Source organism: Stenotrophomonas sp. 2619 (assembly GCF_040548725.1).
Lineage (GTDB): Bacteria > Pseudomonadota > Gammaproteobacteria > Xanthomonadales > Xanthomonadaceae > Stenotrophomonas > Stenotrophomonas maltophilia_AP.
The window spans coordinates 72891-96751 of sequence record NZ_JBEPSF010000017.1; the positions used below are offsets into that span (position 1 = coordinate 72891).

20 protein-coding genes and 11 tRNA genes are annotated in these 23861 nt (G+C 66.2%); 26 read left to right on the top strand and 5 right to left on the bottom strand.

Annotated features, from left to right (window positions below; genetic code table 11):
• Positions 1-48 precede the first annotated feature (48 nt).
• The 4 genes from ABIA71_RS16560 to ABIA71_RS16575 all read left to right on the top strand — a co-directional run bounded on the left by ABIA71_RS16560 (position 49) and on the right by ABIA71_RS16575 (position 3752).
• Complete coding sequence (locus tag ABIA71_RS16560) at positions 49-1056, top strand: isocitrate dehydrogenase (protein ID WP_256776272.1); 1008 nt, start codon at positions 49-51, stop codon at positions 1054-1056.
• A 200-nt stretch (positions 1057-1256) separates the two neighbouring features.
• Entirely contained in the window at positions 1257-2000 is a 744-nt protein-coding gene (locus ABIA71_RS16565) for a cysteine hydrolase family protein (protein ID WP_354286632.1), read from the top strand.
• 55 nt (positions 2001-2055) lie between these two features.
• Complete coding sequence (locus ABIA71_RS16570) at positions 2056-2964, top strand: LysR family transcriptional regulator (protein WP_354286634.1); 909 nt, start codon at positions 2056-2058, stop codon at positions 2962-2964.
• Positions 2965-2990: 26 nt separating this feature from the next.
• Positions 2991-3752 (top strand): sulfite exporter TauE/SafE family protein, encoded by a 762-nt coding sequence (locus ABIA71_RS16575; RefSeq protein WP_354286635.1) that lies wholly within the window; start codon positions 2991-2993, stop codon positions 3750-3752.
• A 45-nt stretch (positions 3753-3797) separates the two neighbouring features.
• Here the strand turns inward: ABIA71_RS16575 and ABIA71_RS16580 are convergent, their stop codons facing one another.
• Positions 3798-4556, bottom strand: coding sequence for a Bax inhibitor-1/YccA family protein (locus tag ABIA71_RS16580; RefSeq protein ID WP_354286636.1), 759 nt, complete (start codon positions 4554-4556; stop codon positions 3798-3800).
• 174 nt (positions 4557-4730) lie between these two features.
• Here ABIA71_RS16580 and ABIA71_RS16585 point away from each other — a divergent pair.
• From ABIA71_RS16585 to ABIA71_RS16665, 17 genes are all read left to right on the top strand, one after another.
• Positions 4731-4807: transfer RNA gene (locus ABIA71_RS16585), tRNA-Pro, on the top strand.
• 42 nt (positions 4808-4849) lie between these two features.
• A tRNA-Arg gene (locus ABIA71_RS16590) sits at positions 4850-4926 on the top strand.
• Positions 4927-4961: 35 nt separating this feature from the next.
• Positions 4962-5038 (top strand) — tRNA-His (locus tag ABIA71_RS16595).
• An 81-nt stretch (positions 5039-5119) separates the two neighbouring features.
• A tRNA-Lys gene (locus ABIA71_RS16600) sits at positions 5120-5195 on the top strand.
• Positions 5196-5640: 445 nt separating this feature from the next.
• Positions 5641-5716: transfer RNA gene (locus tag ABIA71_RS16605), tRNA-Lys, on the top strand.
• Positions 5717-5984: 268 nt separating this feature from the next.
• Positions 5985-6248: a hypothetical protein gene (locus tag ABIA71_RS16610; protein ID WP_354286638.1), complete on the top strand. Its 264-nt coding sequence runs from the start codon at positions 5985-5987 to the stop codon at positions 6246-6248.
• Between the two features lie 256 nt (positions 6249-6504).
• Positions 6505-6589, top strand: a tRNA-Leu gene (locus tag ABIA71_RS16615).
• Positions 6590-6826: 237 nt separating this feature from the next.
• On the top strand, positions 6827-8122 hold the full coding sequence (gene tig / locus ABIA71_RS16620; RefSeq protein ID WP_354286640.1) for a trigger factor: 1296 nt from the start codon (positions 6827-6829) through the stop codon (positions 8120-8122).
• 65 nt (positions 8123-8187) lie between these two features.
• Positions 8188-8814 (top strand): ATP-dependent Clp endopeptidase proteolytic subunit ClpP, encoded by a 627-nt coding sequence (clpP, locus tag ABIA71_RS16625; protein WP_038690153.1) that lies wholly within the window; start codon positions 8188-8190, stop codon positions 8812-8814.
• 125 nt (positions 8815-8939) lie between these two features.
• Entirely contained in the window at positions 8940-10229 is a 1290-nt protein-coding gene (gene clpX, locus ABIA71_RS16630; protein WP_038690151.1) for an ATP-dependent Clp protease ATP-binding subunit ClpX, read from the top strand.
• A 143-nt stretch (positions 10230-10372) separates the two neighbouring features.
• On the top strand, positions 10373-12838 hold the full coding sequence (gene lon, locus ABIA71_RS16635) for an endopeptidase La (protein WP_354286642.1): 2466 nt from the start codon (positions 10373-10375) through the stop codon (positions 12836-12838).
• A 205-nt stretch (positions 12839-13043) separates the two neighbouring features.
• Positions 13044-13316 carry a non-specific DNA-binding protein Hbs gene (hbs, locus tag ABIA71_RS16640; protein WP_038690141.1) on the top strand — a complete coding sequence of 91 codons (273 nt, stop codon included), beginning with the start codon at positions 13044-13046 and terminating at the stop codon, positions 13314-13316.
• An 11-nt stretch (positions 13317-13327) separates the two neighbouring features.
• Positions 13328-13402, top strand: a tRNA-Val gene (locus tag ABIA71_RS16645).
• Positions 13403-13429: 27 nt separating this feature from the next.
• Positions 13430-13506, top strand: a tRNA-Asp gene (locus ABIA71_RS16650).
• A gap of 107 nt (positions 13507-13613) precedes the next feature.
• Positions 13614-13690, top strand: a tRNA-Asp gene (locus ABIA71_RS16655).
• A gap of 90 nt (positions 13691-13780) precedes the next feature.
• A tRNA-Asp gene (locus ABIA71_RS16660) sits at positions 13781-13857 on the top strand.
• A gap of 686 nt (positions 13858-14543) precedes the next feature.
• Positions 14544-16517, top strand: coding sequence for a peptidyl-prolyl cis-trans isomerase (locus ABIA71_RS16665; RefSeq protein ID WP_354286644.1), 1974 nt, complete (start codon positions 14544-14546; stop codon positions 16515-16517).
• Between the two features lie 362 nt (positions 16518-16879).
• On the opposite strand, the gene ABIA71_RS16670 is transcribed toward ABIA71_RS16665, so the two are convergent.
• Positions 16880-18109, bottom strand: coding sequence for a lytic transglycosylase domain-containing protein (locus ABIA71_RS16670; protein ID WP_354286646.1), 1230 nt, complete (start codon positions 18107-18109; stop codon positions 16880-16882).
• On the bottom strand, positions 18106-18873 hold the full coding sequence (gene gloB / locus ABIA71_RS16675; protein ID WP_128096571.1) for a hydroxyacylglutathione hydrolase: 768 nt from the start codon (positions 18871-18873) through the stop codon (positions 18106-18108). The genes ABIA71_RS16670 and gloB overlap by 4 nt, the downstream gene beginning before the upstream one ends.
• Before the next feature lie 11 nt (positions 18874-18884).
• Here gloB and ABIA71_RS16680 point away from each other — a divergent pair, with 11 nt between their 5' ends.
• The 3 genes from ABIA71_RS16680 to dnaQ are packed head-to-tail and all read left to right on the top strand — an operon-like array spanning position 18885 to position 20723.
• Complete coding sequence (locus ABIA71_RS16680) at positions 18885-19529, top strand: methyltransferase domain-containing protein (protein WP_128096570.1); 645 nt, start codon at positions 18885-18887, stop codon at positions 19527-19529.
• An 11-nt stretch (positions 19530-19540) separates the two neighbouring features.
• Positions 19541-19993, top strand: coding sequence for a ribonuclease HI (gene rnhA, locus ABIA71_RS16685; RefSeq protein ID WP_128096569.1), 453 nt, complete (start codon positions 19541-19543; stop codon positions 19991-19993).
• A 4-nt stretch (positions 19994-19997) separates the two neighbouring features.
• Positions 19998-20723 carry a DNA polymerase III subunit epsilon gene (gene dnaQ, locus ABIA71_RS16690; protein WP_354286649.1) on the top strand — a complete coding sequence of 242 codons (726 nt, stop codon included), beginning with the start codon at positions 19998-20000 and terminating at the stop codon, positions 20721-20723.
• Positions 20724-20801: 78 nt separating this feature from the next.
• On the opposite strand, the gene ABIA71_RS16695 is transcribed toward dnaQ, so the two are convergent.
• The gene (locus tag ABIA71_RS16695; protein ID WP_038690130.1) at positions 20802-21506 is read right to left on the bottom strand and encodes a PP2C family protein-serine/threonine phosphatase; all 705 of its coding nucleotides are present in this window, start codon (positions 21504-21506) and stop codon (positions 20802-20804) included.
• Positions 21507-21675: 169 nt separating this feature from the next.
• Between ABIA71_RS16695 and ABIA71_RS16700 the strand changes: the two genes are divergently transcribed.
• Together ABIA71_RS16700 and ABIA71_RS16705 are read left to right on the top strand one after the other, a co-directional pair.
• Positions 21676-21766: transfer RNA gene (locus tag ABIA71_RS16700), tRNA-Ser, on the top strand.
• 531 nt (positions 21767-22297) lie between these two features.
• Positions 22298-22705: a DUF6165 family protein gene (locus tag ABIA71_RS16705; RefSeq protein WP_128096766.1), complete on the top strand. Its 408-nt coding sequence runs from the start codon at positions 22298-22300 to the stop codon at positions 22703-22705.
• A 104-nt stretch (positions 22706-22809) separates the two neighbouring features.
• On the opposite strand, the gene ABIA71_RS16710 is transcribed toward ABIA71_RS16705, so the two are convergent.
• Positions 22810-23859, bottom strand: coding sequence for a glycosyltransferase family 9 protein (locus ABIA71_RS16710; protein WP_354286651.1), 1050 nt, complete (start codon positions 23857-23859; stop codon positions 22810-22812).
• Between the last annotated feature and the right edge of the window lie 2 nt (positions 23860-23861).

Here is a 23861-nt window from a genome sequence, read left to right on the forward strand (position 1 = left end):
CCGCGTAGCTGACGGACGGCGCTCCCCCTCGGTTCGGAATACACATCAATGACGCAGAAAATCACGGTCATCCGCGGTGACGGCATCGGCCCGGAGATCATGGACGCTACCCTGTTCGTGCTCGGCAAGCTGGACACCGGCTTTGAATACGAAGACGCCGACGCCGGCCTGGTCGCGCTGGAAAAGCACGGCGACCTGATGCCCGCTTCCACGCTGGAATCGATCGCACGCAACAAGATCGCCCTGAAGAGCCCGCTGACCACCCCGGTCGGCGGCGGCTTCACCTCGATCAACGTCAGCCTGCGTCGTCATTTCGACCTGTACGCCAACGTGCGTCCGGCCGTCTCGTTCCCGAACACCAAGTCGCGCTTCGGCGACGGCGTGGACCTGATCACCGTGCGTGAGAACACCGAAGGCGCCTACCTGGCCGAAGGCCAGGAAGTGTCGGCCGACGGCGAGACCGCCTTCTCCGGTACCCGCATCACCCGCAAGGGCTCCGAGCGCATCGTGCGCTACGCCTTCGAGCTGGCCCGCAGCACCGGCCGCAAGAAGGTCACCGCCGTGCACAAGGCCAACATCATCAAGTCGACCTCGGGCCTGTTCCTGGCCGTGGCGCGCGAAGTGGCGGCCAAGTACCCGGAGATCGAGTTCCAGGAAATGATCGTCGACAACTGCTGCATGCAGCTGGTGATGCGTCCGGAACAGTTCGACATCATCGTCACCACCAACCTGTTCGGCGACATCATCTCCGACCTGTGCGCCGGTCTGGTGGGCGGCCTGGGCCTGGCCCCGGGTGCCAACATCGGTGAGAACGCGGCCATCTTCGAAGCCGTGCACGGCACCGCGCCGGACATCGCCGGCCAGGGCAAGGCCAATCCATGCGCGCTGCTGCTGGCGGCCGCGCAGATGCTGGACCACGTCGGCCAGACCGACAACGCCGAGCGCCTGCGCAAGGCCATCGTCGCCACCCTGGAAGCCAAGGATTCGCTGACCGGCGACCTCGGCGGCACCGGCAACACCATGGGCTTCGCCCAGGCCATCGCCAGCCGCCTGTAAGCGGTCGGTCGACATCGGCAGAGTCCACAACGGGGCGCCTTCGGGCGCCCCGTTGCGTTGGGGCGGCGGCGCTGGCCGAGTCGCCGCAGCCATCGGCTAACTTGTGCGAGTTGTGCGCAAATGATGTGCGATAGAAGGGCTGGTTCGTGCGTGGCGGGCGCAGCATCCTGTGCCCACTTTCAACGCGCAGGAGCACCACGATGAACCCCACCGCCTTCGGCCTCGCCAGCCTGGCTGGCATGGCCGCCACCGCCCCGGTCGCCGTCGCCGAACCCGCCCATCCCACCATCCGCCACCTGGCCGGTGCCCCGGCAGTGGCCACGCTCGACGCCGCCAGGACCGCCGTGCTGGTGATCGATGTCCAGAACGAATACTTCGATACCCAGGCCGCGGCAGGCTTTGCCGGGGGCCGCATGGTCATTCCCGACGGCGTGGCCGCGCTGCGCCAGACCCGCCGCGTGGTCGACTTCGCCGATGCCCACGGCATCGGTGTCATCCATGTGCAGCATGTGCTGCCGGCGGGCGCGCCGCTGTTCGCGCAGGGCAGCGTCAACGCCGCCTTCCATCGCGACATGCAGCCGCGCCGTGGTGAAGCCGTCATTGCGAAGGACAACGTCAGCGTGTTCGCCGGCGCCTCCGCTCCGGTGTTGGACAAGGTACTCAAGGACGCCGGCATCGACACCTTGATCATCACCGGCCTGCAGACCCATGCCTGCGTCGTCGGCGCCGCCCGCGACGCGGCGGCCGCGCCGCGCGGCTATCGCGTCCTCGTGGTGTCCGATGCCAGTGCCAGCCGTGACCTGGATCTGGCCGACGGCACGCGCATCGGCCACCGCGCACTGCACGAGGCCTCCCTGGCGCAGATCCAGGACGCATTCGGCGAGGTCATGACCACCGACGCAATCCTGGCCCTGCCGGTGCGCGAGGCCGGGACCGGCGCTTGATAAGCTGGCGGGGCCCGCAACCGCGGTCCCGCCCCCCACCTGGAGCTGCCTGTCGATGGACCACTTCGCCGCCCTGCGCGCGCTGCGCGCCATCGTCGAGGCCGGCAGCTTCAGTGCCGCCGCCGAGCGGCAGGGAACCACCCACTCGTCCATGTCGCGGCAGTTGCGGCAGCTGGAAGAGCACCTGCAGGTCCGGTTGCTGGATCGCACCACCCGGCGGCTGTCGCTCACCGAGGCCGGCCGCGACTATTACCGCGACGCCGTGGCCCTGCTGGAGCGGCTGGAACTGGCCGACGACCGCGCCCGCGCCGTGCAGGCAGCGCCGAGTGGCCGGGTGCGCATCAGTGTGCCGCAGGTGGTCGCAAGCCAGGAGCTGCCCCACTGGTTACCCGGCTTCCTGGCCCGCTATCCGCAGGTGTCGCTGGACCTGTGCGCCGACGACCAGCTGGTGGATCTGGTCGGTGGCGGTTTCGACATGGCCCTGCGCATTGCCGCCGCCTTGCCCGACAGCCAACTGGTGGCACGCGAACTGGCGTGCTGCCCGCGCATCCTGGTCGCCGCACCGGCCTACCTGGCCCGGCACGGCCTGCCGCGCCACGTGGCGGATCTGCAGGCGCATACGCTGCTGGCGTTCCAGCCCGGCGCGGCCAGCACCCCGTGGCACCTGCAGGGGCCGCGTGCTGCGCAGGCCAGCGTGGAGGCCGGACAACGGCTGCGCGTGGATGCAACGCCCGCCCTGTATGCCGCCGTGCAGGCCGGCATGGGCATCAGCCTGTTCACCGCATTGACGGTGCAGGAGGACCTGCGCGCCGGCCGCCTGATCCGCGTGCTGCCCGGGTGGCATGCCGGTGAGCGCCGCTATTTCGCGCTGTACCCGCACGCCCGTTCGCTGGCACCGAAAGTGCGCGCGCTGGTGGACTACCTGGCTGCGCATTACGCTGGGCTGGTCAGCGCGGCTGCTTAGCGGTCGCCCAGCAACGGGACGCGTGAATGGAGTCGGTGTATCTGGTGGTCGCGCTGGGCGCGATCGTGGCGGGATTCGTGCAGGGCCTGTCGGGCTTTGCGTTCGGCATGGTGGCGATGTCGTTCTGGGCATGGACCCTGGACCCGCGGCTGGCGGCCACATTGGCGGTGTTCGGCGCGCTGGTGGGCCAGTTGCTGGCGGTGTTCACGGTGCGCCGTGGTTTCAACCTGCGGCTGCTGCTGCCGTTCGTGCTGGGGGGCCTGGCCGGCATTCCGCTGGGCGTGGCGGTGTTGCCGCACCTGGACATGGCGTGGTTCAAGGCGCTGCTCGGCGGGTTTCTGGCGCTGTGGTGCCCGGTGATGCTGATGGCGCGTTCACTGCCGCCGATCACCGTCGGTGGGCGCCTCGGCGACGCGGTGGCCGGCATGGCCGGCGGCGTGCTCAGTGGCATCGGTGGCTTCGCCGGGCCGGTGCCAACGCTCTGGGCCACGTTGCGTGGCTTCGGCAAGGACGAGCAGCGCGCGGTCATCCAGAACTTCAACCTGTCCATGCTGCTGGTCACCATGGGCGTGTACCTGGGCAGTGGCGTGGTCACCCGGCAGATGCTGCCGTACTTCGCCATCGTCGCGCCGGCCATGCTGGTGCCGACGCTGCTGGGCGCCCGTCTCTACATCGGCATCAGCGAAGCGCGCTTCCGTCAGATCGTGCTGGGCCTGCTGACCGCCTCGGGCGTGGCGCTGCTGGCCTCGGCACTGCCCACGCTGCTGGCCCGCCACGCCGGCGCATGAAAAAGGGCGCCCGAAGGCGCCCTTTGGTGTTTCCCTGGCGGTGAATCAGCGCTGCTGGATCTTCGACAGCAGGCGCAGGAATTCCACGTACAGCCACACCAGCGTCACCATCAGGCCGAACGCGCCGTACCACTCCATGTACTTCGGTGCGCGTGCTTCGGCACCGGTATCGATGAAGTCGAAATCCAGCACCAGGTTCAGCGCGGCCACCACCACCACGAACAGGCTGAAGGCAATACCGACCCAGCCGCCTTCATGGATCATCGGGATGTTGATGTTGAAGAAGCCCAGCACGAACGAGGCCAGGTACAGCAGCGCGATGCCGCCGGTGGCGGCGACCACGCCGAGCTTGAAGTTCTCGGTGACCTTGATCAGCCCGCTGCGGTAAGCGGCCAGCATCACGAACAGGGTGCCGAAGGTGAGCATCACCGCCTGCATCACGATGCCCGGGAACTTGGCGTTGAACAGGGCCGAAATCGAGCCCAGGAACAGGCCTTCGACCAGCGCGTACATCGGCGCGGTCACCGGCGACCATTCCTTCTTGAACACCGTCACCAGCGCCAGCACCAGGCCGCCGATTGCACCGCCCATCGCGTACAGCATGGCGCTGGAGGTGGGCAGCCCGGAGGCGTCGATGGCCTGGCTCCACGCGAATGCTGCGGTCAGCACGGTCAGCAGCAACAGCACGCCGGTCTTGTTGACGGTGCCATTGATGGTCATCACCTGATCGGGCGACGTCACCACCGAGCCGCTGGCCAGGTCGAGGAACGTCGATTCGGAAAGTGCGGGGTTGCCGCTGCGCATTGCCAATCTCCTTGAAGGGTAGGGTGCCGACTATCCGGCCGCTGTGCCGAGAATAGCCGATACGCTGTTGCCGGATCGGGGCATGCACGACAACGTGAAAAAACCGTTGACAGATGCCGCGCACATTCCCACAATAGCCGACTCTTTCGGGGGGAACCTCGAGGGATGAACCGCCGGGGTATAGCGCAGTCTGGTAGCGCGCCTGCTTTGGGAGCAGGATGTCGGGGGTTCGAATCCCTCTACCCCGACCAAGCCTGCTCAAAACAGGATTGAAATGCGATAATCCAGCCAGGGCGCCCGTAGCTCAACTGGATAGAGCACCGGCCTTCTAAGCCGGCGGTTACAGGTTCGATTCCTGTCGGGCGCACCATCGGGTGCATGCGTCAGGAAGCAAAGGTTTCAGTGGTGGCTGTAGCTCAGTTGGTTAGAGTTCCGGATTGTGATTCCGGAGGTCGGGGGTTCGAGTCCCCTCAGCCACCCCAATGATTTGAAACTGGTTCGCCGAAAGTGAATCAGGGTTGCAAAAGACGACACACCCGCTACAATGTGCGTCTGAGTTTTCGGGGCTGTTAGCTCAGTTGGTAGAGCAGTTGACTCTTAATCAATAGGTCCAAGGTTCGAATCCTTGACAGCCCACCAAGACAGAAGCCACCTGGTTATCCAGGTGGCTTTTTTCTTGCCTGGCGTTCGCGTGATGCCGACTGGAGAAGAGCCCCCTTGAGTCAAGGGGGCGCGGCGAAGCCGCGGGGATATGGGGGGTGGTGAGAGGGGCCCGCGTGTTGCGTAGCAAGACGTGGGGCTGCGGCGCGAATGCGCGGCAGCTACCCCACCAAGACAGAAGCCACCTGGTTATCCAGGTGGCTTTTTTCTTGCCTGGCGTTCGCGTGATGCGCCCCCGGTAGTGCCGCGCCACGCTCGGTAACCATGCGCCACCAGGCAGGATCGCGACGCGGCCGTTGGTGGGATCCGCTGCGCGCCAGCCAGGCAGAGCCCGGCTCTACCGTCGGCGGGTGTTTCTCATTCGTTTAGAAAAAGTGCTTGCATCCCCTGTGGGAAATCCAGCATAATTCGCCTCCCGATTTTCGGGCTGTTAGCTCAGTTGGTAGAGCAGTTGACTCTTAATCAATAGGTCCAAGGTTCGAATCCTTGACAGCCCACCAAGACGAAAGCCACCTGGTCATCCAGGTGGCTTTTTTCTTGCCTGACGTTCGGGTGCCACCGGTCCCGGTAGTGCCGCGCCACGCTCGGCACTATGCCCGCGCGCGCCAGAGGCGTCATCGCGCACGGTGGTGACATGACATCCCGCCGCCGCCGCGCCGAACACGTCATGGCGATGTCTCAACCTGCAACGCCGCGCACGGTCTGCGCTTGCCAGCCACGTTTCACTCGACGTACCGCGCCAACGGCGCCTGTTCGAGGTGAGCAACGATGACGCTTTTCCCCTTTGCCGGGCTCATGCTGATCGCCTGCGCCGGTACGGCGCTGGCCGCCGATGCGCCGCCGCACCCCGCGCCGCGCGACGTCCAGGCGCAGTACGCCACCACGGTAATTCGCCATGACAGGGCACCGGGCACATTCGTGCCGGCCATTCCGGTGGCAGATGCACCGGCCAATCCCTACGCACAGACCGTGCTGCGTACCGACCTTGCAGACGGTGACGTCCAGCCCGCCCAGGCCGTGCCAACCGACTGAGCCGGCCCCGCTGCCACCCACCACCGCCCATCCCGTGGATCGACCCCACGGCCCCCCTCGGCATTGATACCCCGTCAGCTTCGTCGCGGGTGTCCTGCCATCGCTGCCTTCCCCGGCGGGCTGTTCCCACCGGGGCAGGCCGCGCCGCCGGGCCGTCAAAATTCCTGAATGCGTGGCGCGCCGCCTGCCCGGTGGCGCCGGCAACGCTTTTTCTTTGCCTCCAGCCCTGCAACAATGGTGGGCTGAGCATCTGCTCGCGAAAGTGGCGGAATTGGTAGACGCCCTGGATTTAGGTTCCAGTGCCGCAAGGCGTGGGGGTTCGAGTCCCCCCTTTCGCACCATCCCATTCCCGGCGCTGGCCGGCACCATGACGATGGGCACGTCCCGGATCCCGGGAGACGGCGGCATGCTGCCCCGGTGCGCCTTCACGGCCGCGCCCGGCCCGCGCTGGCGGCGCTGGCCGTTATCGGCGAAACTACAGGGCTGCGGCGGGCATGCGCGTCAACGACCCCGCGTTCTAAACCCGTTCCATCCATCACATCGTGCCGGGGGCGTTGCCGCCGGTGGCAGGAGTCAACATGCAAGCTTCGATCGAATCCACTGGCAATCTGGAACGCCGCCTGACCTTCTCGCTGCCGGAAGACCGCCTGCAGACCCACATCAGTGGCCGTCTGGGCGAAATCGCCCGCACCGCGCGGATCAAGGGCTTCCGCCCGGGCAAGATCCCGGCCAAGGTGATCGAACAGCGTTTCGGCCAGCAGGTCCGCAGCGAAGCCGTCGACGGCCTGCTGCGTGAGACCTTCGATGCCGCCCTGCGTGAGCACGAGCTGCGCATTGCCGGCACCCCGCGCATCGACAAGGGCGAGGAAGGCGAATTCTCCTTCGTGGCCACTGTCGAGCTGATTCCGGACTTCGGCGACGTGGACGTCAGCAAGCTGACCGTGGTGCGCCACAGCGCCGAGATCAGCGATGCCGACATCGACCAGATGATCACCAACCTGCGCGAACAGCGCCGCAGCTGGAGCCCGGTCACCCGTGGCGCGCAGGAAGGCGACCTGGTCGCGCTGGAAACCTTCTCCCAGGCGGGCGATGAGCGCCTGCCGGCCGAGGGCAGCGAAAAGGGCAGCGTGATCGTCGGCCAGGGCATGATGTTCGAGCAGATCGAGCAGGGCCTGGTGGGCATGACCACGGGTGAAGAAAAGACCCTGGACGTCGAATTCCCGGCCGACTGGCGCGTGCCGGCCCTGGCCGGCAAGCAGGTCAAGGTCACCGTCAAGGCCGTGGACGTCTCCGCCCCGGTGCTGCCGGACGTGGATGAAGACTTCATCAAGAGCTTCGGCGTGAAGGGCGGCGACGTGGAGCAGTTCCGCAAGGACATCCGCGCCAACCTGGAGCGCGAGCTGAAGGGCGCCCTGATGAACCGCCTGCGCCGCGAAGTGGGCGAGCAGCTGATCGCCGCCTACGCGTCGGTCGAAATGCCGCCGCGCCTGGTCGAGAACGAAGCCCGTGCCATGCTGGGCCAGCAGATCGAGCAGATCCGCCGCAGCGGCCGCAACCCGGGCGAAATCCCGGCCGATGCCCATGAAGGCTTCAAGGACGCCGCCGCCAAGCGCGTGCTGGTCGGCCTGCTGGTGGGCGAAGTGGCCCGCAAGAACGACCTGCGCCTGGACCCCAAGCGCCTGAATGAAACCATGCGCCTGATCGCCTCCACCTACGAAGAGCCGGAGCAGGTCATTGAGATGTACCGCAATGACCCCCAGCTGATGAGTGGGCTGCAGAATCGTGTGATGGAAGAGCAGGTGATCGACTGGATCGCCGAGCGCGCCCAGCACACCGAAGAGAAGCTGTCGTTCCAGGACGCGATCCGCCAGTAAGCGGCCGCGTTTTACGCCCCGCGCCCCGGCGCGGGGTTGTTCCCCCCAAAATAGGTGCCTCACTAATGGACAACCGAACCACAGCCCTGAACATGGTTCCGATGGTGGTCGAACAGACCAGCCGCGGCGAGCGCGCCTATGACATCTATTCGCGCCTGTTGAAAGAGCGCCTGATCTTCCTGGTTGGCCCGATCGACGATCACATGGCCAACGTGGTGGTGGCGCAGCTGCTGTTCCTGGAAGCGGACAACCCGGAAAAGGACATCAGCATCTACATCAACTCGCCCGGTGGCGTGGTCACCGCCGGCATGGCGATCTACGACACCATGCAGTACATCAAGCCGGACGTGAGCACCATCTGCGTCGGCCAGGCCGCCTCGATGGGCGCGCTGCTGCTGGCATCCGGCGCGGCCGGCAAGCGCTATGCGCTGCCGAACTCGCGGGTGATGATCCACCAGCCGCTGGGCGGCTTCCAGGGCCAGGCCACGGATATCGACATCCATGCCCGTGAAATCCTGACCCTGCGCTCGCGCCTGAACGAGGTGCTGGCCAAGCACACCGGCCAGTCGCTGGAGACCATCGCGCGCGATACCGAGCGCGACAACTTCAAGAGCGCCGCCGACGCGGTGGCTTACGGTCTGGTCGATCAGGTGCTTGAACGCCGTCCGGAAGAGTCGATCACCCCGGCGTGATGACGCATTCAGGCCGGCAAATCGGCTTGTTTCCGCAGGGTCGGGCGGACTGGTGTCCTCCCGACCCTGTGTTATTCTCGAATCGAACCCCCGTTCAGCGGGTGGGGTAACTGGGTAAGCGAAGCATGAGCGAAGACCGCCAAGGTCGTTCCACGGACACCGGCAAGATCCTCTACTGCTCTTTCTGCGGAAAGAGCCAGCATGAGGTGCGCAAGCTGATTGCGGGCCCGAGCGTGTTCATCTGCGATGAGTGCGTGGAGCTGTGCAACGACATCATCCGTGAAGAACTCGAGGAAAAGGCCCAGTCGGCGCGCAGTTCGCTGCCCAAGCCGCGCGAGATCCTCGAGGTCCTCGACCAGTACGTGATTGGCCAGAACCGGGCCAAGCGCACGCTGGCCGTGGCTGTGTACAACCACTACAAGCGCATCGAGAGCCGGCAGAAGAACGACGAGGTCGAACTGGCCAAGTCGAACATCCTGCTGGTCGGCCCGACCGGTTCGGGCAAGACGCTGCTGGCCGAAACCCTGGCCCGCCTGCTCAACGTGCCGTTCACCATGGCCGACGCCACCACGCTGACCGAAGCCGGTTACGTGGGCGAGGACGTGGAGAACATCATCCAGAAGCTGCTGCAGAAGTGCGACTACGACGTCGAGAAGGCACAGCAGGGCATCGTCTACATCGATGAAATCGACAAGATCTCGCGCAAGAGTGAGAACCCGTCGATCACCCGTGACGTGTCCGGCGAAGGCGTCCAGCAGGCCCTGCTGAAGCTGATCGAAGGTACCGTGGCCAGCGTGCCGCCGCAGGGCGGGCGCAAGCATCCCCAGCAGGAATTCCTGCAGGTGGACACCAAGAACATCCTGTTCATCTGCGGCGGTGCGTTTGCCGGGCTGGACAAGGTGATCCAGGCGCGCTCCAACGATTCGGGCGGCATCGGCTTTGGTGCCAAGGTCAAGAGCGCCGAGCGCAAGCAGGAAATCGGCAAGGTGCTGGCGGAAGTCGAGCCGGAAGACCTGATCAAGTTCGGCCTCATCCCCGAGTTCGTCGGCCGCCTGCCGGTGGTGGCAACCCTGGAAGAGCTGGACGAGGCCGCCCTGGTGCGGATCCTGACCGAGCCGAAGAACGCCATCACCAAGCAGTTCAAGAAGCTGTTCGAGATGGAGCACGTCGAGCTGGAGTTCCGCCCCGACGCCCTGGCCGCGATCGCCCGCAAGGCGCTCAAGCGCAAGACCGGTGCCCGTGGCCTGCGGACCATCGTCGAATCGGTCCTGCTGGACACCATGTACGACCTGCCGTCGGCCGAGAACGTCAGCAAGGTTGTCGTGGATGAATCGGTGATCGAGCACAAGTCCGAGCCGTACCTGATCTACCAGACCCCGCCGGCCCCTGAACAGAAGGCCGCGGGTGCGGAATAATCGGTTCAAGCAATTGAATTGATAGAAGTTTTTCAGAACAGCTTGCATCTAGAAGCCGATGGCCCCATAACGAGGCCATCGGCTTTTTTTGTATCCGGGCGAGGCCGCCCGGAGGCCATCCCCACTGTTCCACTGGAGCCCACATGGCCCGTTCCCCAACTGAGACTCTCGACCTGCCGGTACTGCCGCTGCGTGACGTGGTGGTGTTCCCGCACATGGTCATTCCGCTGTTTGTCGGCCGCGACAAGTCCATGCACGCGCTGGAACAGGCGATGGCGGCGGACAAGCGCATCCTGTTGCTGGCGCAGAAGTCGGCCGAGACCGACGATCCCACCGCCGCCGACCTGTACCAGGTCGGCACGCTGGCCCAGGTGCTGCAGCTGCTGAAGCTGCCCGACGGCACCATCAAGGTGCTGGTCGAAGGCCTGTCGCGGGTCAATGTCACCCAGGTCACCGAGCGCGACGGCGCGCTGCAGGGCATCGCCACCGAAATCGAATCGGACGAGTCGCGCGAGCCGCGCGAGATCGAAGCGATCGCCCGGTCGCTGATGTCGCTGTTCGAGCAGTACGTCAAAACCAACCGCAAGCTGCCGCCGGAACTGCTGCAGACCCTGGCCGGCATCGATGAACCGGCGCGCCTGGCCGACACCATCGCCGCGCACATCAGCGTGCGCCTGGCCGACAAGCAGCGCCTGCTGGAAACCCTGCAGATCGGCGACCGGCTGGAAATGCTGGTGGGCCTGGTCGACGGCGAAATCGACGTGCAGCAGATGGAAAAGCGCATCCGCGGCCGCGTGAAGTCGCAGATGGAAAAGAGCCAGCGCGAGTACTACCTCAACGAGCAGATGAAGGCCATCCAGAAAGAACTGGGTGACCTCGATGACGCGCCCGGCGAGCTGGACGAACTGGCCCGCAAGATCGCCGAGGCGGGCATGCCCAAGCCGGTGGAAACCAAGGCCAAGGCCGAGCTCAACAAGCTCAAGCAGATGTCGCCGATGTCGGCCGAAGCCGCGGTCGTGCGCAACTACCTGGACTGGCTGCTGGGCGTGCCGTGGAAGAAGCGCACCAAGGTGCGCAAGGACCTCAAGGCCGCGCAGGACACGCTGGATGCCGATCACTTCGGCCTGGACAAGGTCAAGGACCGCATCCTGGAATACCTGGCGGTGCAGTCGCGCGTGAAGCAGATGAAGGGCCCGATCCTGTGCCTGGTCGGCCCGCCCGGCGTGGGCAAGACCTCGCTCGGCCAGTCCATTGCCAAGGCGACCAACCGCAAGTTCGTGCGCATGAGCCTGGGCGGCGTGCGCGACGAGGCCGAAATCCGCGGCCACCGTCGCACCTACGTCGGCTCCATGCCGGGCCGCATCGTGCAGAATCTCAACAAGGTGGGCAGCAAGAACGCGCTGTTCGTGCTGGACGAGATCGACAAGATGTCGATGGACTTCCGTGGCGATCCGTCGTCAGCGCTGCTGGAAGTGCTGGATCCCGAGCAGAACAACGCGTTCAACGACCACTACCTGGAAGTGGACCTGGACCTGTCCGAAGTGATGTTCGTGGCGACCTCCAACTCGCTCAACATTCCCGGCCCGCTGCTGGACCGCATGGAAGTGATCCGCATCCCCGGTTATACCGAGGATGAAAAGCTCAACATCGCCATGCGCTACCTGGTGCCCAAGCAGCTCAAGGCCAACGGCCTGAAGCCGGAGGAACTGGAGATCGAAGCCGACGCCATCCAGGACATCGTGCGCTATTACACGCGCGAATCGGGCGTGCGCAACCTCGAGCGCGAAGTGGCCAAGATCTGCCGCAAGGTGGTCAAGGAAATCGCCCTGGCCGGCCCCGCCGGGCTGCCCAAGCCGGCCAAAGCCAGCAAGAAGGCCGGTGCGAAGAAGAAGGCACTGGTGGTGGTCACCGGCAAGAACCTGGACAAGTACCTGGGCGTGCGCCGGGTTGATTTCGGTCGCGCCGAGGAGCAGAACGAGATCGGCCTGGTCACCGGGCTGGCCTGGACCGAAGTGGGCGGCGACCTGCTGCAGATCGAATCGACCCTGGTCCCGGGCAAGGGCCAGCTGATCCTGACCGGCCAGCTGGGCAGCGTGATGAAGGAATCGGCCTCGGCCGCCCTGTCGGTGGTGCGTTCGCGCGCCGAGCGGCTGGGCATCGACAATGAGTTCCTCCAGAAGCACGACGTGCACGTGCACGTGCCCGACGGCAGCACCCCCAAGGACGGCCCCAGCGCCGGCATCGCGATGGTCACCTCGCTGGTGTCCACGCTGACCAAGGTGCCGATCCGCGCCGAAGTGGCGATGACCGGCGAGATCACCCTGCGTGGCCGCGTCACCGCGATCGGCGGGCTGAAGGAGAAGCTGCTGGCCGCGCTGCGTGGCGGCATCACCACGGTGATCATCCCCGAGGAGAACCGCAAGGACCTGGCGGACATCCCGGCCAATGTCACCCGTGATCTGAAGATCATCCCGGTGAAGTGGATCGAAGAAGTGCTGGACCTGGCCCTGGAGACCCCGCTCACTCCGAAGAAGGCCAAGAAGGATGGGGCGCGCGTCACAGTGCGCGGCAAGAGCAAGACAGCTTCCAACACGCGCGTCAAGCATTGACGTGTGCTGTCGAAATGCCCGAAACCCGCGTCGTTATTGGCTTTTCAGCTTGCGCGGGTAGGGGTGCACTGGTATAAAAGCACCACTCGCGAGTCAGTACGCACTGATGTCGGCGAATCGAGAACTTCACTGGCATCCGGCCGCAGTCTGGGTCGGATGCTTCACTGTCGAACATGCGGAATCCCCGCCAAAGGAGCTGTACAGAATGAACAAGACCGAATTGATCGACGCCGTTGCCGAGGCCGCCGACCTGACCAAGGCCGAGTCCAACCGCGCCGTCGATGCCGTCATCGCTTCCATCACCAAGGCCCTGAAGGGCGGTGACGCTGTGACGCTGGTGGGCTTCGGTACGTTCCAGGTTCGCGCGCGTGCTGCCCGCACCGGCCGCAACCCGAAGACCGGCGACACCATCAAGATCGCTGCATCGAACAATCCGTCGTTCAAGGCTGGCAAAGCCCTGAAGGATGCCGTAAACTAAGCGGCTTGCTGGGGTGCTTAGCTCAGCGGTAGAGCGTCTCCTTTACACGGAGAGGGTCGGGGGTTCGAAACCCTCAGCACCCACCACAGCACCGCAGTAGCAGTTTGAGATTTGGAGCGGTAGTTCAGCTGGTTAGAATGCTGGCCTGTCACGCCGGAGGTCGCGGGTTCAAGTCCCGTCCGCTCCGCCAGTTTCAAAAAGGCCCCTGAGCAATCGGGGGCCTTGTTTTCTCCGCCGATGCATGTGGCGGGGAAGGCGGTAAAGCCGACCGTTGGTCGGCTGAAAAAATTAAAACATGGAGCGGTAGTTCAGCTGGTTAGAATGCTGGCCTGTCACGCCGGAGGTCGCGGGTTCAAGTCCCGTCCGCTCCGCCAGTTTTAAAGAAATCCTCGAAAAAAGCAGTCTTCGGGGTAGGTTTTCTGAATATCTTCGGATAGAATGAGCGCCTGCAAAGTTTCAAGCGCGGAGCGGTAGTTCAGCTGGTTAGAATGCTGGCCTGTCACGCCGGAGGTCGCGGGTTCGAGTCCCGTCCGCTCCGCCAATCTTTGAAGAGCCCCTGGTGAAAGCCAGGGGCTTTTTTTTTTGGTTTTTTCCCCACGGATGGGAGCGTCTTGCTGCAATGGCCGGAGCAGATGACGTGCATCCGTGCACGTGCGTCTTGGTTGTCCAGGCGACGTTGTGGATCGGGGCGCGGCTCCGTTTGTGACTGCCGCGAGCGTGAGGGCCCCGCAGCGGCCGGTAGGCCCCTGGCGCAAATGTCCCCCGGCCTGGCGGCCTCCTCCTTTACTTTGCCCAGGGGCCTACCGGCCGCTACGGGGCTCGGCATGCGGATAGCCCCGAAGCGAGGCATCTCTGGCTCCCGTTGGTGGGTCGGGCGCTGGGGCCCATGCCCTTGGAGGCGAAGTAAAGGGGGAGGGGGCGGCCGCAGGCCGACGCCGGAGGACATTCGCCGGAAAGGGCATGGGCCCCAGCGCCCGATCCGCCAGCCACCGCGCCCGAAAAGAGGCAGAGCACGCTCTGCTCCCGCCACGCCGATGGCCGAAGGAACCGGTGTGTCTGCCGCGACGGCGTCAAGTGCGTCATGCCCGCCTGTGATCAATGTGATGGCGACATCCGGCGGCCCGCAGCCGTTGCAATGGCGGCGCCGCGCCTGCCTGCGATGGTTTTGGAGCCACGCCGGAAGCGGGTTACACTGCCCGGCTCGCCACTCAGGCCATGATTTTTCCCATGCTGCAGAAACTTCGCGACAAGACCTCGGGCTGGATCGTTACCGTGATCCTGGGGCTGCTGATGATTCCGTTCCTGTTCGTGATCGACTCCAGCTACCTCGGTGGCGTGGGTGCGCAGAACGTGGCCAAGGTGGCGGCACCGCCGACCTGGTGGCGCTCGGCGCCGTCGTGGTGGCCGATGTCGTTCCTGTGGCAGCACCACGAGATCAGCTCGCAGGATTTCCGCGTGCGTTTCGAGCAGGCCCGCCAGCAGGCGCGCCAGGAGCAGGGCGAGAACTTCGACCCGCGCGAATTTGAAAGCACCGAAAACAAGCTGGCCGTGCTCGACCAGATGATCGACGAACAGGTCGTGCGCCTGGCCGGCGAACAGTCCGGCATCGTGATCGGCGACAACGCCGTGCGCGAATACATCGCCGCGATCCCGGCCTTCATCGGCGCGGACGGCAAGTTCAACGACAACCAGTATCGCCTTGCGCTGGCCGGTGGCAACCCGCCGCGTACCCCGACCCAGTTCGAGGCCCTGGTGCGTGAAAGCATCCAGCAGTCGGTGATTCCGTCGGCGCTGCAGGTGTCCGGGTTTGCCACCGCCGCCGAAGCCGAGCGCCTGCTCAAGCTGCTGGGCGAAACCCGCGACGTCGAACTGGCCGCGCTGCCGGAGCTGCCGGCCGACACCGCCGAGGTGACCGACGCGCAGATCAAGCAGTGGTATGACAGCCACACCAAGGATTTCCGCCAGCCGGAAACCGTCTCGCTGGAATACGTGGAAATCAACGGCGCGAACCTGCCGGCGGCCGCCCCGGCCGACGAAGCGGCCCTGCGCAAGCGCTATGAAGACGAGAAGGCGCGGTTTGCCACCCCGGAACAGCGCCTGGCCTCCCACATCCTGATCGCCGCCGATGGCAGCGACCCGGCCAAGCTCAAGGCCGCCGAAGAAAAGGCCACCCGCATTGCCGCCGACGCGCGCAAGCCCGGTGCCGATTTCGCCGCCCTGGCCAAGGCCAACTCCGAAGACCCCGGTTCCAAGGAACACGGTGGCGATCTGGGCTGGGTCGAGCGCGGCGCAATGGTGAAGCCGTTCGAGGACGCGCTGTTCAACATGCAGGCCGGCGAAGTGACCGGCCCGGTCAAGACCGACTTCGGCTACCACGTGCTGCTGCTGCGCGAAAAGAAGGGGGGCGAAGGCCGTCCGTTCGAAGACGTGCGCGACCAGTTGGCCGCCGAGGCGCTCAAGGCCGACAACGAGCGTGCGTTCACCGACCTGAGCGGCCGCCTGGTCGACCTGGTGTACAAGAACCCGACCTCGCTGGAAGGCCCGGCCAAGGACATGGGCCTGCCGGTCCAGACCCTGGGGCCGTTCACCCGCACCACCGCCAGTGGCATCGCCGCCAACCCGGCCGTGCTGCGCGCCGCGTTCTCCGACGTGCTTACCCAGGACGGCACGGTCAGCGACCCGATCGAACTGGAGCCGAACCACAACGTGATGATCCGCGTCACCGAGCACAGCCCGGAACAGGCGATGCCGCTCGCCAAGGCGCGTGACCAGGTGATTGCCGCCATCCGTGGCGAGCGTGTCCGCGTGGCGTCGGAGAAGGCCGCCGATGCGGTGCTGGCCAAGCTCAAGGCCGGCCAGACCCTGCAGGCGCTGACCGCCAGTGACAAGCTGCAGGTGACCCCGCTGCCGGGCCTGCCGCGTACCCAGCCGGTGCCGACCCCGGAAATCAACCGCGCGGTGTTCAGCGCGGCACTGCCGGCCGACGGCAAGCCGAGTTACGGCAAGGTCGCCATGCAGGGCCGTTACCTGGTCTTCGCGGTGAACAAGGTCAATCCGGGCAACCTGGCCGAGATCCAGCCGGAGCAGAAGAAGGCCTTCACCGATCAGCTCAACCAGATCGATGGCATGGCCGCCGCCAAGGCCTACATCGACGCCATGCGCAAGCACTACAAGGTGCAGACCGAAGAAGCCAACCTGTAACCGATCCGGTTGCAGCGGCAGCAGAAGGCCCGGCATTGCCGGGCCTTCTGCGTTGTGGGGCCGGCCCGACGCCCCACGCACCGTCCAGCGGTGGTCACGCCGCCACCGCGCTTTGGGCCGAGGCCGGTACGACAGCCTGTCGGCCGCACCAGATGACCTGCACGCAGGGTGGCCCGGTAGGGTCGCGCCCCAGCCGACGGCCGACCCAGCCGATCAGCGCGATGTCGGCATGACCCGAACCGGCGCTGCCGTCCGCGGCAGATCCGCAGCATGCCGGCGCCGAAAACGACGATGCCCGGCAAGGCCGGGCATCGTGGGTACCGCATGGAAACGATCAGGCCGGCCGGGGCCGGCGTGGCGTATCAATCTTCGACGCGCAACACCGCGCCGGGCTTCAGCACGCTGCTGCCGGTGAGCCCGTTCAGCGACAACAGCGCCTTCAGCGGCATCCCGTAGCGGCGCGCGATGGTCCACGGCGACTCGCCGTCACGTACGGTGTGGCGGCGGTTGCGTGGCCGGTCGGCACTGCTGGCCACGGTGCGGGCCGCGCGCGCGGTCGGCGCGCTGGCCTTGGCGGTCGGCGCGGTCTCGGTGCGGTCCGGGGACTCCACGGCGGCCACGGCGGCCATCACAGCGGCGCTGGCGTCGACCGGCGCGTGCGTGGCCGGGGCCAGCACCGTCACCTGGCCGCTGGGACGGCCGCTGCCGCTCGCCAGGGCCGGGTTGAGCCGGGCAATCCGCGCCGGGTCCAGCGAGCGCTGTGCGGCCCACTGCTGGACGCTGGTGCCCGCGGGCAGGGTGTGACCCTTCAGCACCGGCACGGTGCGATCCAGCGAGGCCATCACGCCGGGCTTGGTTTCGGCGTTTTCCAGCACACAGGCCAGCGCGTGCAGCTTCTCGACGTAAGCATAGGTAATAGGCGACAGCCCCGGCAATTCGGCCGGGCGCGCGTTCTGCGCGTTCATGCCGGCCTTGCGCAGCGATTGCAGCACCCGGTACTCGCCGGCGTTATAGGCCATGGTGGCCAGGCGCCAGTCGCCCCCGAACATGCCGTGCAGGGTCTTGAGGTACCGCACCGCAGCCTGGGTGGAATCCACCGCGGACAGGCGGCCGTCGTACCCCGGGGTCATCTGGACGCGGTGGTTCTTGGCGGTGGTGGCGATGAACTGCCACAACCCGGCCGGGCCGCTGCCATTGCGGGCATTGGGCCGGTAGCCGCTTTCCACGAACGGAATCAGCGCGAATTCGGTGGGCAGGTTGGACCGGCGCAGTTCTTCGACCACGTAGCCAAACAGCACCAGGGCATCGTCATCGGTATTGGCCAGCCGTGACGGGGCGTGCGCGAACTGCTTCTGCCACCGCGGGCTGGTGGCCTCGGCGTTGCAGGTGGGTTCGGCCAGGCCATCGCGGAAGCTGGCGAAGATCTCCTGCCCGTTGCGCACCGAGACCGGCGGCAGGGCGGCGGGGTCCAGGGGCAGCTGGGAAAGCCCGGCCACGTTCTGCGACATTCCCGCACTCAACGACTGGGCGCTCGCGCCGCCGGCCAGGGACAGTGCCAGGCCGAGCGCGAGCGGCAACAATCGCCGGCTCATGTACCGAATCCGTCTTTCCAGCCGCGCAAGCCTGCGACGACATCGACTTCATCGGTGACGGGGCGACCCAGGTGGGCACTGACGGCCTGCTGGATCGACGGCGTTCCGGTACGCAGGAACGGATTGCAGTGGAGCTCGCTGGCCAGTGACACGGGCAGCGTAGGACGGTCATCGCGGCGCATGGCCAGGGCCTCCTCATGGCGCTGCAGCAACGCAGCGTTGGTGGGGTCGACATGCCGCGCGAAGACGGCATTTGACACGGTGTATTCGTGCCCGCAGCACAACAGCAGGTGCGGGGGCAGGGACGCCAGCTTGTGCAGGGATGCCAGCAGCTGGGACGGCGTACCTTCGAACATGCGGCCACAGCCCAGGCTGAACAACGCATCGCCACTGAAAAGGTGTTCAGCGGTGTGAAACGCGATGTGGAACCGGGTGTGGCCGGGCACGGATACTACGTGGAACCTTTGGCCCGCTGCCTGAATGCATTCACCTTCAGCCACCCGATGGGTGGCCATCGGGATGCGCGGATCGTCCGGTGCATACACCGCAAGCCCCGGATACCGGGCCTGCAGGGCGGCCACGCCGCCGATATGGTCGTTGTGGTGGTGGGTGAGCAGAATCGCCGTGGGGGTCCATCCCTGCTGCGTTGCGGCAGCCAGAACCGGGCCGGCGTCGCCGGGGTCGACCACGACCGCCTGGCCGTCATCGGCGACCAGCGCCCAGATGTAGTTGTCCGCAAATGCGGGTAGGGCAGTGAGTCGCATAGAATTGGACCATGCCCGCCACGCCGAGCCCCCGTCAAGCGTCAGTCGCATCCTGGTTTGATACTGAACCGGCACATGTGCTGTGCCAGTTGGAATTCCAGCGGCTGATGCCGTTGCTGGCCGAGCGCCCGGTCACCCCGTGGCTGTGGGTGGCGCCCACAGCCGCCTGGGCGGCCCTGCCGGACCTTCCCGGGCGCGGACTGCGCCTGCACCGCGACGGCGCAGGCTTCGCCGGCGACACCCGCTGTGGCCTGCCGCTGCCGCTGCCGGACGAGAGCGTCAACGCCATCGTGCTGCAGCACGTGACCGCCCGCGATGCCGAGCAGCTGATCGGCGAGTGCGAGCGGGTGCTGATGCCCGGTGGCCGGTTGTGGCTGTCCACGCTCAACCCGTTCAGCCCCTACCGCCGCCAGTGGCGCCAGCATGGCCTGGTCGTGCGCAGCCCGCAGCGGCTGCGGCACACCCTGGAGCAGGCCGGCCTGAGCTGTGACGGGCTGAGCTACCTGGGGCCGATGTGGCGTGACCGCGCCCCGGGCCAGCGCAGCTTCGCGCCCCTGCGCGCGGCCTGCCTGTTCACCGCCGAGAAACGCACCCCGGCCCTGCCGGGACCTACGCCGCTGCCGGTCCGTCGATGGGCCGGTACCGTGGCGACCTGATCTGGACTGCAATGAAAACAATTGAAATACACACCGACGGTTCCTGCCTCGGCAATCCCGGCCCCGGTGGCTGGGCGGCATTGCTGCGCTACAACGCGCACGAGCGTGAACTGAGCGGTGGCGAAGCGCATACCACCAACAACCGGATGGAGCTGATGGCGGCCATCTCCGGGCTGGAAGCGCTGACCGAGCCGTGCAACATCGTCCTCTTCACCGACTCGCAGTACGTCCGCCAGGGCCTGACCCAGTGGATGCCGGGCTGGATCCGCAAGAACTGGAAGACCGCCGGCGGCGACCCGGTCAAGAACCGCGAACTGTGGGAACGCCTGCATGCGGCCACGCTGATGCATACCATCGACTGGCGCTGGGTGAAGGGCCATTCCGGCGACCCCGACAATGAACGCGTGGACCAGCTGGCACGCGACGCCGCGATCCGGATCCGCGCCGCCGGCCCGGTACACTGAGCCCATGCGTCAGATCATTCTTGATACCGAAACCACCGGCCTGGAATGGCGGAAGGGCAACCGCATCGTCGAAATCGGCTGTGTGGAACTGCTTGAACGCCGTCCCAGCGGCAACAACTACCACCAGTACATCAAGCCGGACTGTGAATTCGAACAGGGCGCGCAGGAAGTCACCGGGCTGACCCTGGAGTTCCTGGCCGACAAGCCGGTGTTCGCGCAGATCGCCGAGGAGTTCCTCGCCTTCATCGATGGCGCCGAGCTGATCATCCACAACGCCGCGTTCGACATCGGCTTCCTCGACAACGAGCTGTCGTTGCTGGGGGACCAGTACGGCAAGATCACCGACCGTTGCACGGTGATCGATACGCTGAAGATGGCGCGCGAGCGCTTCCCCGGCCAGCGCAACTCGCTGGACGCATTGTGCAAGCGGCTGGGCGTGGACAACGCGCACCGCCAGCTGCACGGCGGCCTGCTCGATGCGCAGATCCTGGGCGATGTGTACATCGCGCTGACCTCGGGCCAGGAGGAAATCGGCTTTGGTTCGGCCGACGACGGACAGCGCGGCACCGCGCATGCGCAGGCCTTCGATACCTCGCGCCTGCTGCCGCGCCCGCGCGTGGTGGCCACGGCGTCCGAGCTGGAAGCGCATGAAGCGCGGCTGGCCAAGCTGCGCAAGAAGGCCGGCCATGCCATCTGGGATGGCCCGAAGGTGGAAGAAGCGGTGGCGTGAGGGCATCACGACCAACGGTCGTGATCCACTCATGCGATGAAACGGCAGGTCACGATCGTTGGTCGTGACCGGGGTCAATCAATGGCAGCGCACCAGGATCACGGTGATGTTGTCCGACCCGCCGCCATCCAGCGCGGCCGCCACCAGGGTATCCACGCATTCCTGCGCGCTGGCGTCATCGAAGGCCAGGGTGCGGGCGATGCCGGTGTCCTCGACTTCCTCGGTGAGCCCGTCGCTGCACAGCAGCAGCTGCATGCCCGGGCGCAGTTCGCCGGTGGTGGTGGCCACGTTCAGATGCGCCGGGTCGGTCACCCCCAGCGCCTGCGTCACCACGTTGCGGTGCGGATGGGCACGCGCCTGCTCGGCGGTCAGGTTGCCCTGGGCCACCATTTCCTGCACCACGCTGTGATCCTGGCTGAGCTGGGCCAGCTGGCCGTCGCGCCACAGGTAGGCGCGGCTGTCGCCGACCCAGGCCACCTCGTACCGGTTGCCCTGGACCCGCGCGGCCACCACGGTGGTGCCCATCGGCAGGCTGTCGTTGCGGCGGCGCGAGGTACGGATGATCTCTTCATCAGCCACCCGGATGGCGTGCGCCAGCGTCGCGCCGTGGCGGATCTCGCGCACGATGGTCTCGCGTGCCAGCGCGCTGGCCACTTCGCCGCAGGCGTGCCCGCCCATGCCATCGGCCACCAGCCACAACGCCAGTTCGCCATCGCCGTAGTAGGTGTCCTCGTTGAGGTCACGGCGCAGGCCGGGGTGGGTGAGATGTCCGAATTCGATCATGGGTGGGCTGCAGCCAAAGGGACGTTGCGGGGGATAACGGCATGATCGCGGCCCGCCGGACATCCGGCAAGGTATCCATACAGAAGAAATTCACTTCCCGCGTGCGGAATGACTTGTCGTCAGCGCGTCCTGCCCGTATCATTCGCGTCCCGGTTCGCCGGGACCATCTGGAGAGGTGGCAGAGCGGTTGAATGTACCTGACTCGAAATCAGGCAGGCGTTTATAGCGCCTCGGGGGTTCGAATCCCCCCCTCTCCGCCAGACACGCAAAAAAGGCCGCCCATTGGGTGGCCTTTTTTGCGTGTCTGGCGGAGAGGGGCTGAGGCGAAGCAGCGCCGGGGTTCGACGGATTCGTCTGGAACGAATCCGGACAGACGAACGTCTGGCCCTGGAGCGCGCAGCGCGGAAGGGCTGGGCCCATGGATGGGCCCAGCAATCCCGGCAATGACGCGGCCACCCTCGACCCAGGTTCGATCCAGCCGCAGGTGAGGCAATGCGGGGGGGGGGCGCACGCTAGCGCGGGATGCGACGGCGCTGCGCGCCGTCGCCCCAAACGCTGCTGTGCAGCGTTTGGGCCCGTCCCTTTGCCTGCCTCTCCCCGCCCCTGTCGGGGCAGCCCCTCAACAGAGGGGCTTGCTGCTCCAGAAAGGATGTGTGGGGTGAAGCGGACGGAAGGGCGGGGAAGGGAGGCCGCGGCGGGTGGGGTTCTGGTGGGCGACGCAGACGGACCGTTTGGCGTGAGTTGAATGCCGGGTCCGTTAAACTGGCGGCCTCACGTAACGGATGGCCCCCATGACCGCTGAAATCCTTGTTCCCGTGTCCTTTGGCGAGCTGCTGGACAAGATCTCGATCCTGCAGATCAAATCCGAGCGCATCGACGATGCGGCCAAGCTGGCCAACATCCACGCCGAGCTGAGCGCGCTGGACAAGACCTGGATGGCGCACCCGGCCGCAGTGAAGGACATCGCGCGCCTGCGTGCCGACCTGAAGGCGGTCAACGAGCGCCTGTGGGACATCGAGGACAACATCCGCCTGCAGGACAAGGCGCAGGCCTTCAACGAGGACTTCGTCGCGCTGGCCCGCAGCGTGTACCTGCAGAACGACGAACGCGCCCGCATCAAGAAGGCCATCAACCTGGCGCTGGGCTCGGGCTACGTGGAAGAGAAGTCGTACAAGGATTACGCACCCAAGGGCGCGTAACTCCGTCGGCCTGCGATGCGCAGGTGGTAGTGCCGGCCGCTGGTCGGCAACCCCGCATCACCTGACGTCGGAGGATGTTGCCGGCCAGCGGCCGGCACTACCGGCTACGCAGGCCGGTGATCGGCCACGTAGCGCTCGAACGCGGCAATTCCGTCGTCCACCGTGATCAACTGCATCACGTCGTCGAATTCGATCTTCGTGCCCCACTTGAGCGCACTGGCCGGTTTGCCCAGATACTTGCGCGCGGCATCGTCGTAGCGGTCCACGCAGTAGCGCCGGTCCGAATAGGGGCCGCTGCGGTGCGGGTTGCTGGCCGCGTGCAGGCCCAGCACCTTGGTGCCCACCGCGTTGGCGATGTGCATCGGGCCCGAGTCCGGGGTCATCACCAGCGCGGCGCGCGCCAGCAGCGCCGGCAGCTGTTTCAGCGTGTCCTTGCCGACCAGGTCCAGTGCCGGGGTATCCAGCTGGGCCAGGATGGCATCGCTCATGCCGCGCTCCAGTTCGCTGCGGCCCCCGCACAGCACCACCCGCCAGCCGCGCGCGGTGGCATGGTTGGCCACCGCGGCGTAGCGGTCGGCGTACCAGTTGCGGCGCACGTGGCTGGAGCAGGGCGAGATCATCAATACCGGGCGGCCATCGTCCTGCCACTGGGCCTGCGCCCATTCCACCGCGGCAGGCGGTACGGCCAGGTCCCAGCTGACCTGGGTCTGCACGATCCCCAGCGGTTCGCCGAAGCTGCCGATCGCGTCGAGCACGTGGATGCCGGGGCGGTCGGGAATGCGTTCATTGATGAAAAGCCCGTGAAGGTCCTTCGAGCGCGCCTTGTCGTAGCCAATGCGGCGCACGGCCGGGACGAACGCCGACAGCACATTGGCACGGAAGGCCACCTGCATCTGCAGCAGCGCTTCGAAACGGCCGGGCGGGAAGGTGGCCTTCAGCGCCCGCATGCCAGCCAGGCCGGTCTTCTTGTCGTACGGGTGGAACACCACCCCGGGCAAGCCATCGAGCAGTTTGTGCCCGGCCTTGTCGATGATCCAGTGCAGCGGCGTGCCCGGCCTGGCCTGCTGCAGGGTCCGCACCAGCGGCACCACGTGGGTGACATCGCCCAGGGCGGACAAACGCAAAAGACACAAGGAAGAGGACGTTGGTGCCATGG

Coding starts and splice junctions, on each gene's coding strand:
- ABIA71_RS16560 (WP_256776272.1), top strand. CDS start 49: ATGACGCAGAAAATCACGGTCATCCGCGGTGACGGCATCGGCCCGGAG.
- ABIA71_RS16565 (WP_354286632.1), top strand. CDS start 1,257: ATGAACCCCACCGCCTTCGGCCTCGCCAGCCTGGCTGGCATGGCCGCC.
- ABIA71_RS16570 (WP_354286634.1), top strand. CDS start 2,056: ATGGACCACTTCGCCGCCCTGCGCGCGCTGCGCGCCATCGTCGAGGCC.
- ABIA71_RS16575 (WP_354286635.1), top strand. CDS start 2,991: ATGGAGTCGGTGTATCTGGTGGTCGCGCTGGGCGCGATCGTGGCGGGA.
- ABIA71_RS16580 (WP_354286636.1), bottom strand. CDS start 4,556: ATGCGCAGCGGCAACCCCGCACTTTCCGAATCGACGTTCCTCGACCTG.
- ABIA71_RS16610 (WP_354286638.1), top strand. CDS start 5,985: ATGACGCTTTTCCCCTTTGCCGGGCTCATGCTGATCGCCTGCGCCGGT.
- tig (WP_354286640.1), top strand. CDS start 6,827: ATGCAAGCTTCGATCGAATCCACTGGCAATCTGGAACGCCGCCTGACC.
- clpP (WP_038690153.1), top strand. CDS start 8,188: ATGGACAACCGAACCACAGCCCTGAACATGGTTCCGATGGTGGTCGAA.
- clpX (WP_038690151.1), top strand. CDS start 8,940: ATGAGCGAAGACCGCCAAGGTCGTTCCACGGACACCGGCAAGATCCTC.
- lon (WP_354286642.1), top strand. CDS start 10,373: ATGGCCCGTTCCCCAACTGAGACTCTCGACCTGCCGGTACTGCCGCTG.
- hbs (WP_038690141.1), top strand. CDS start 13,044: ATGAACAAGACCGAATTGATCGACGCCGTTGCCGAGGCCGCCGACCTG.
- ABIA71_RS16665 (WP_354286644.1), top strand. CDS start 14,544: ATGCTGCAGAAACTTCGCGACAAGACCTCGGGCTGGATCGTTACCGTG.
- ABIA71_RS16670 (WP_354286646.1), bottom strand. CDS start 18,109: ATGAGCCGGCGATTGTTGCCGCTCGCGCTCGGCCTGGCACTGTCCCTG.
- gloB (WP_128096571.1), bottom strand. CDS start 18,873: ATGCGACTCACTGCCCTACCCGCATTTGCGGACAACTACATCTGGGCG.
- ABIA71_RS16680 (WP_128096570.1), top strand. CDS start 18,885: ATGCCCGCCACGCCGAGCCCCCGTCAAGCGTCAGTCGCATCCTGGTTT.
- rnhA (WP_128096569.1), top strand. CDS start 19,541: ATGAAAACAATTGAAATACACACCGACGGTTCCTGCCTCGGCAATCCC.
- dnaQ (WP_354286649.1), top strand. CDS start 19,998: ATGCGTCAGATCATTCTTGATACCGAAACCACCGGCCTGGAATGGCGG.
- ABIA71_RS16695 (WP_038690130.1), bottom strand. CDS start 21,506: ATGATCGAATTCGGACATCTCACCCACCCCGGCCTGCGCCGTGACCTC.
- ABIA71_RS16705 (WP_128096766.1), top strand. CDS start 22,298: ATGACCGCTGAAATCCTTGTTCCCGTGTCCTTTGGCGAGCTGCTGGAC.
- ABIA71_RS16710 (WP_354286651.1), bottom strand. CDS start 23,859: ATGGCACCAACGTCCTCTTCCTTGTGTCTTTTGCGTTTGTCCGCCCTG.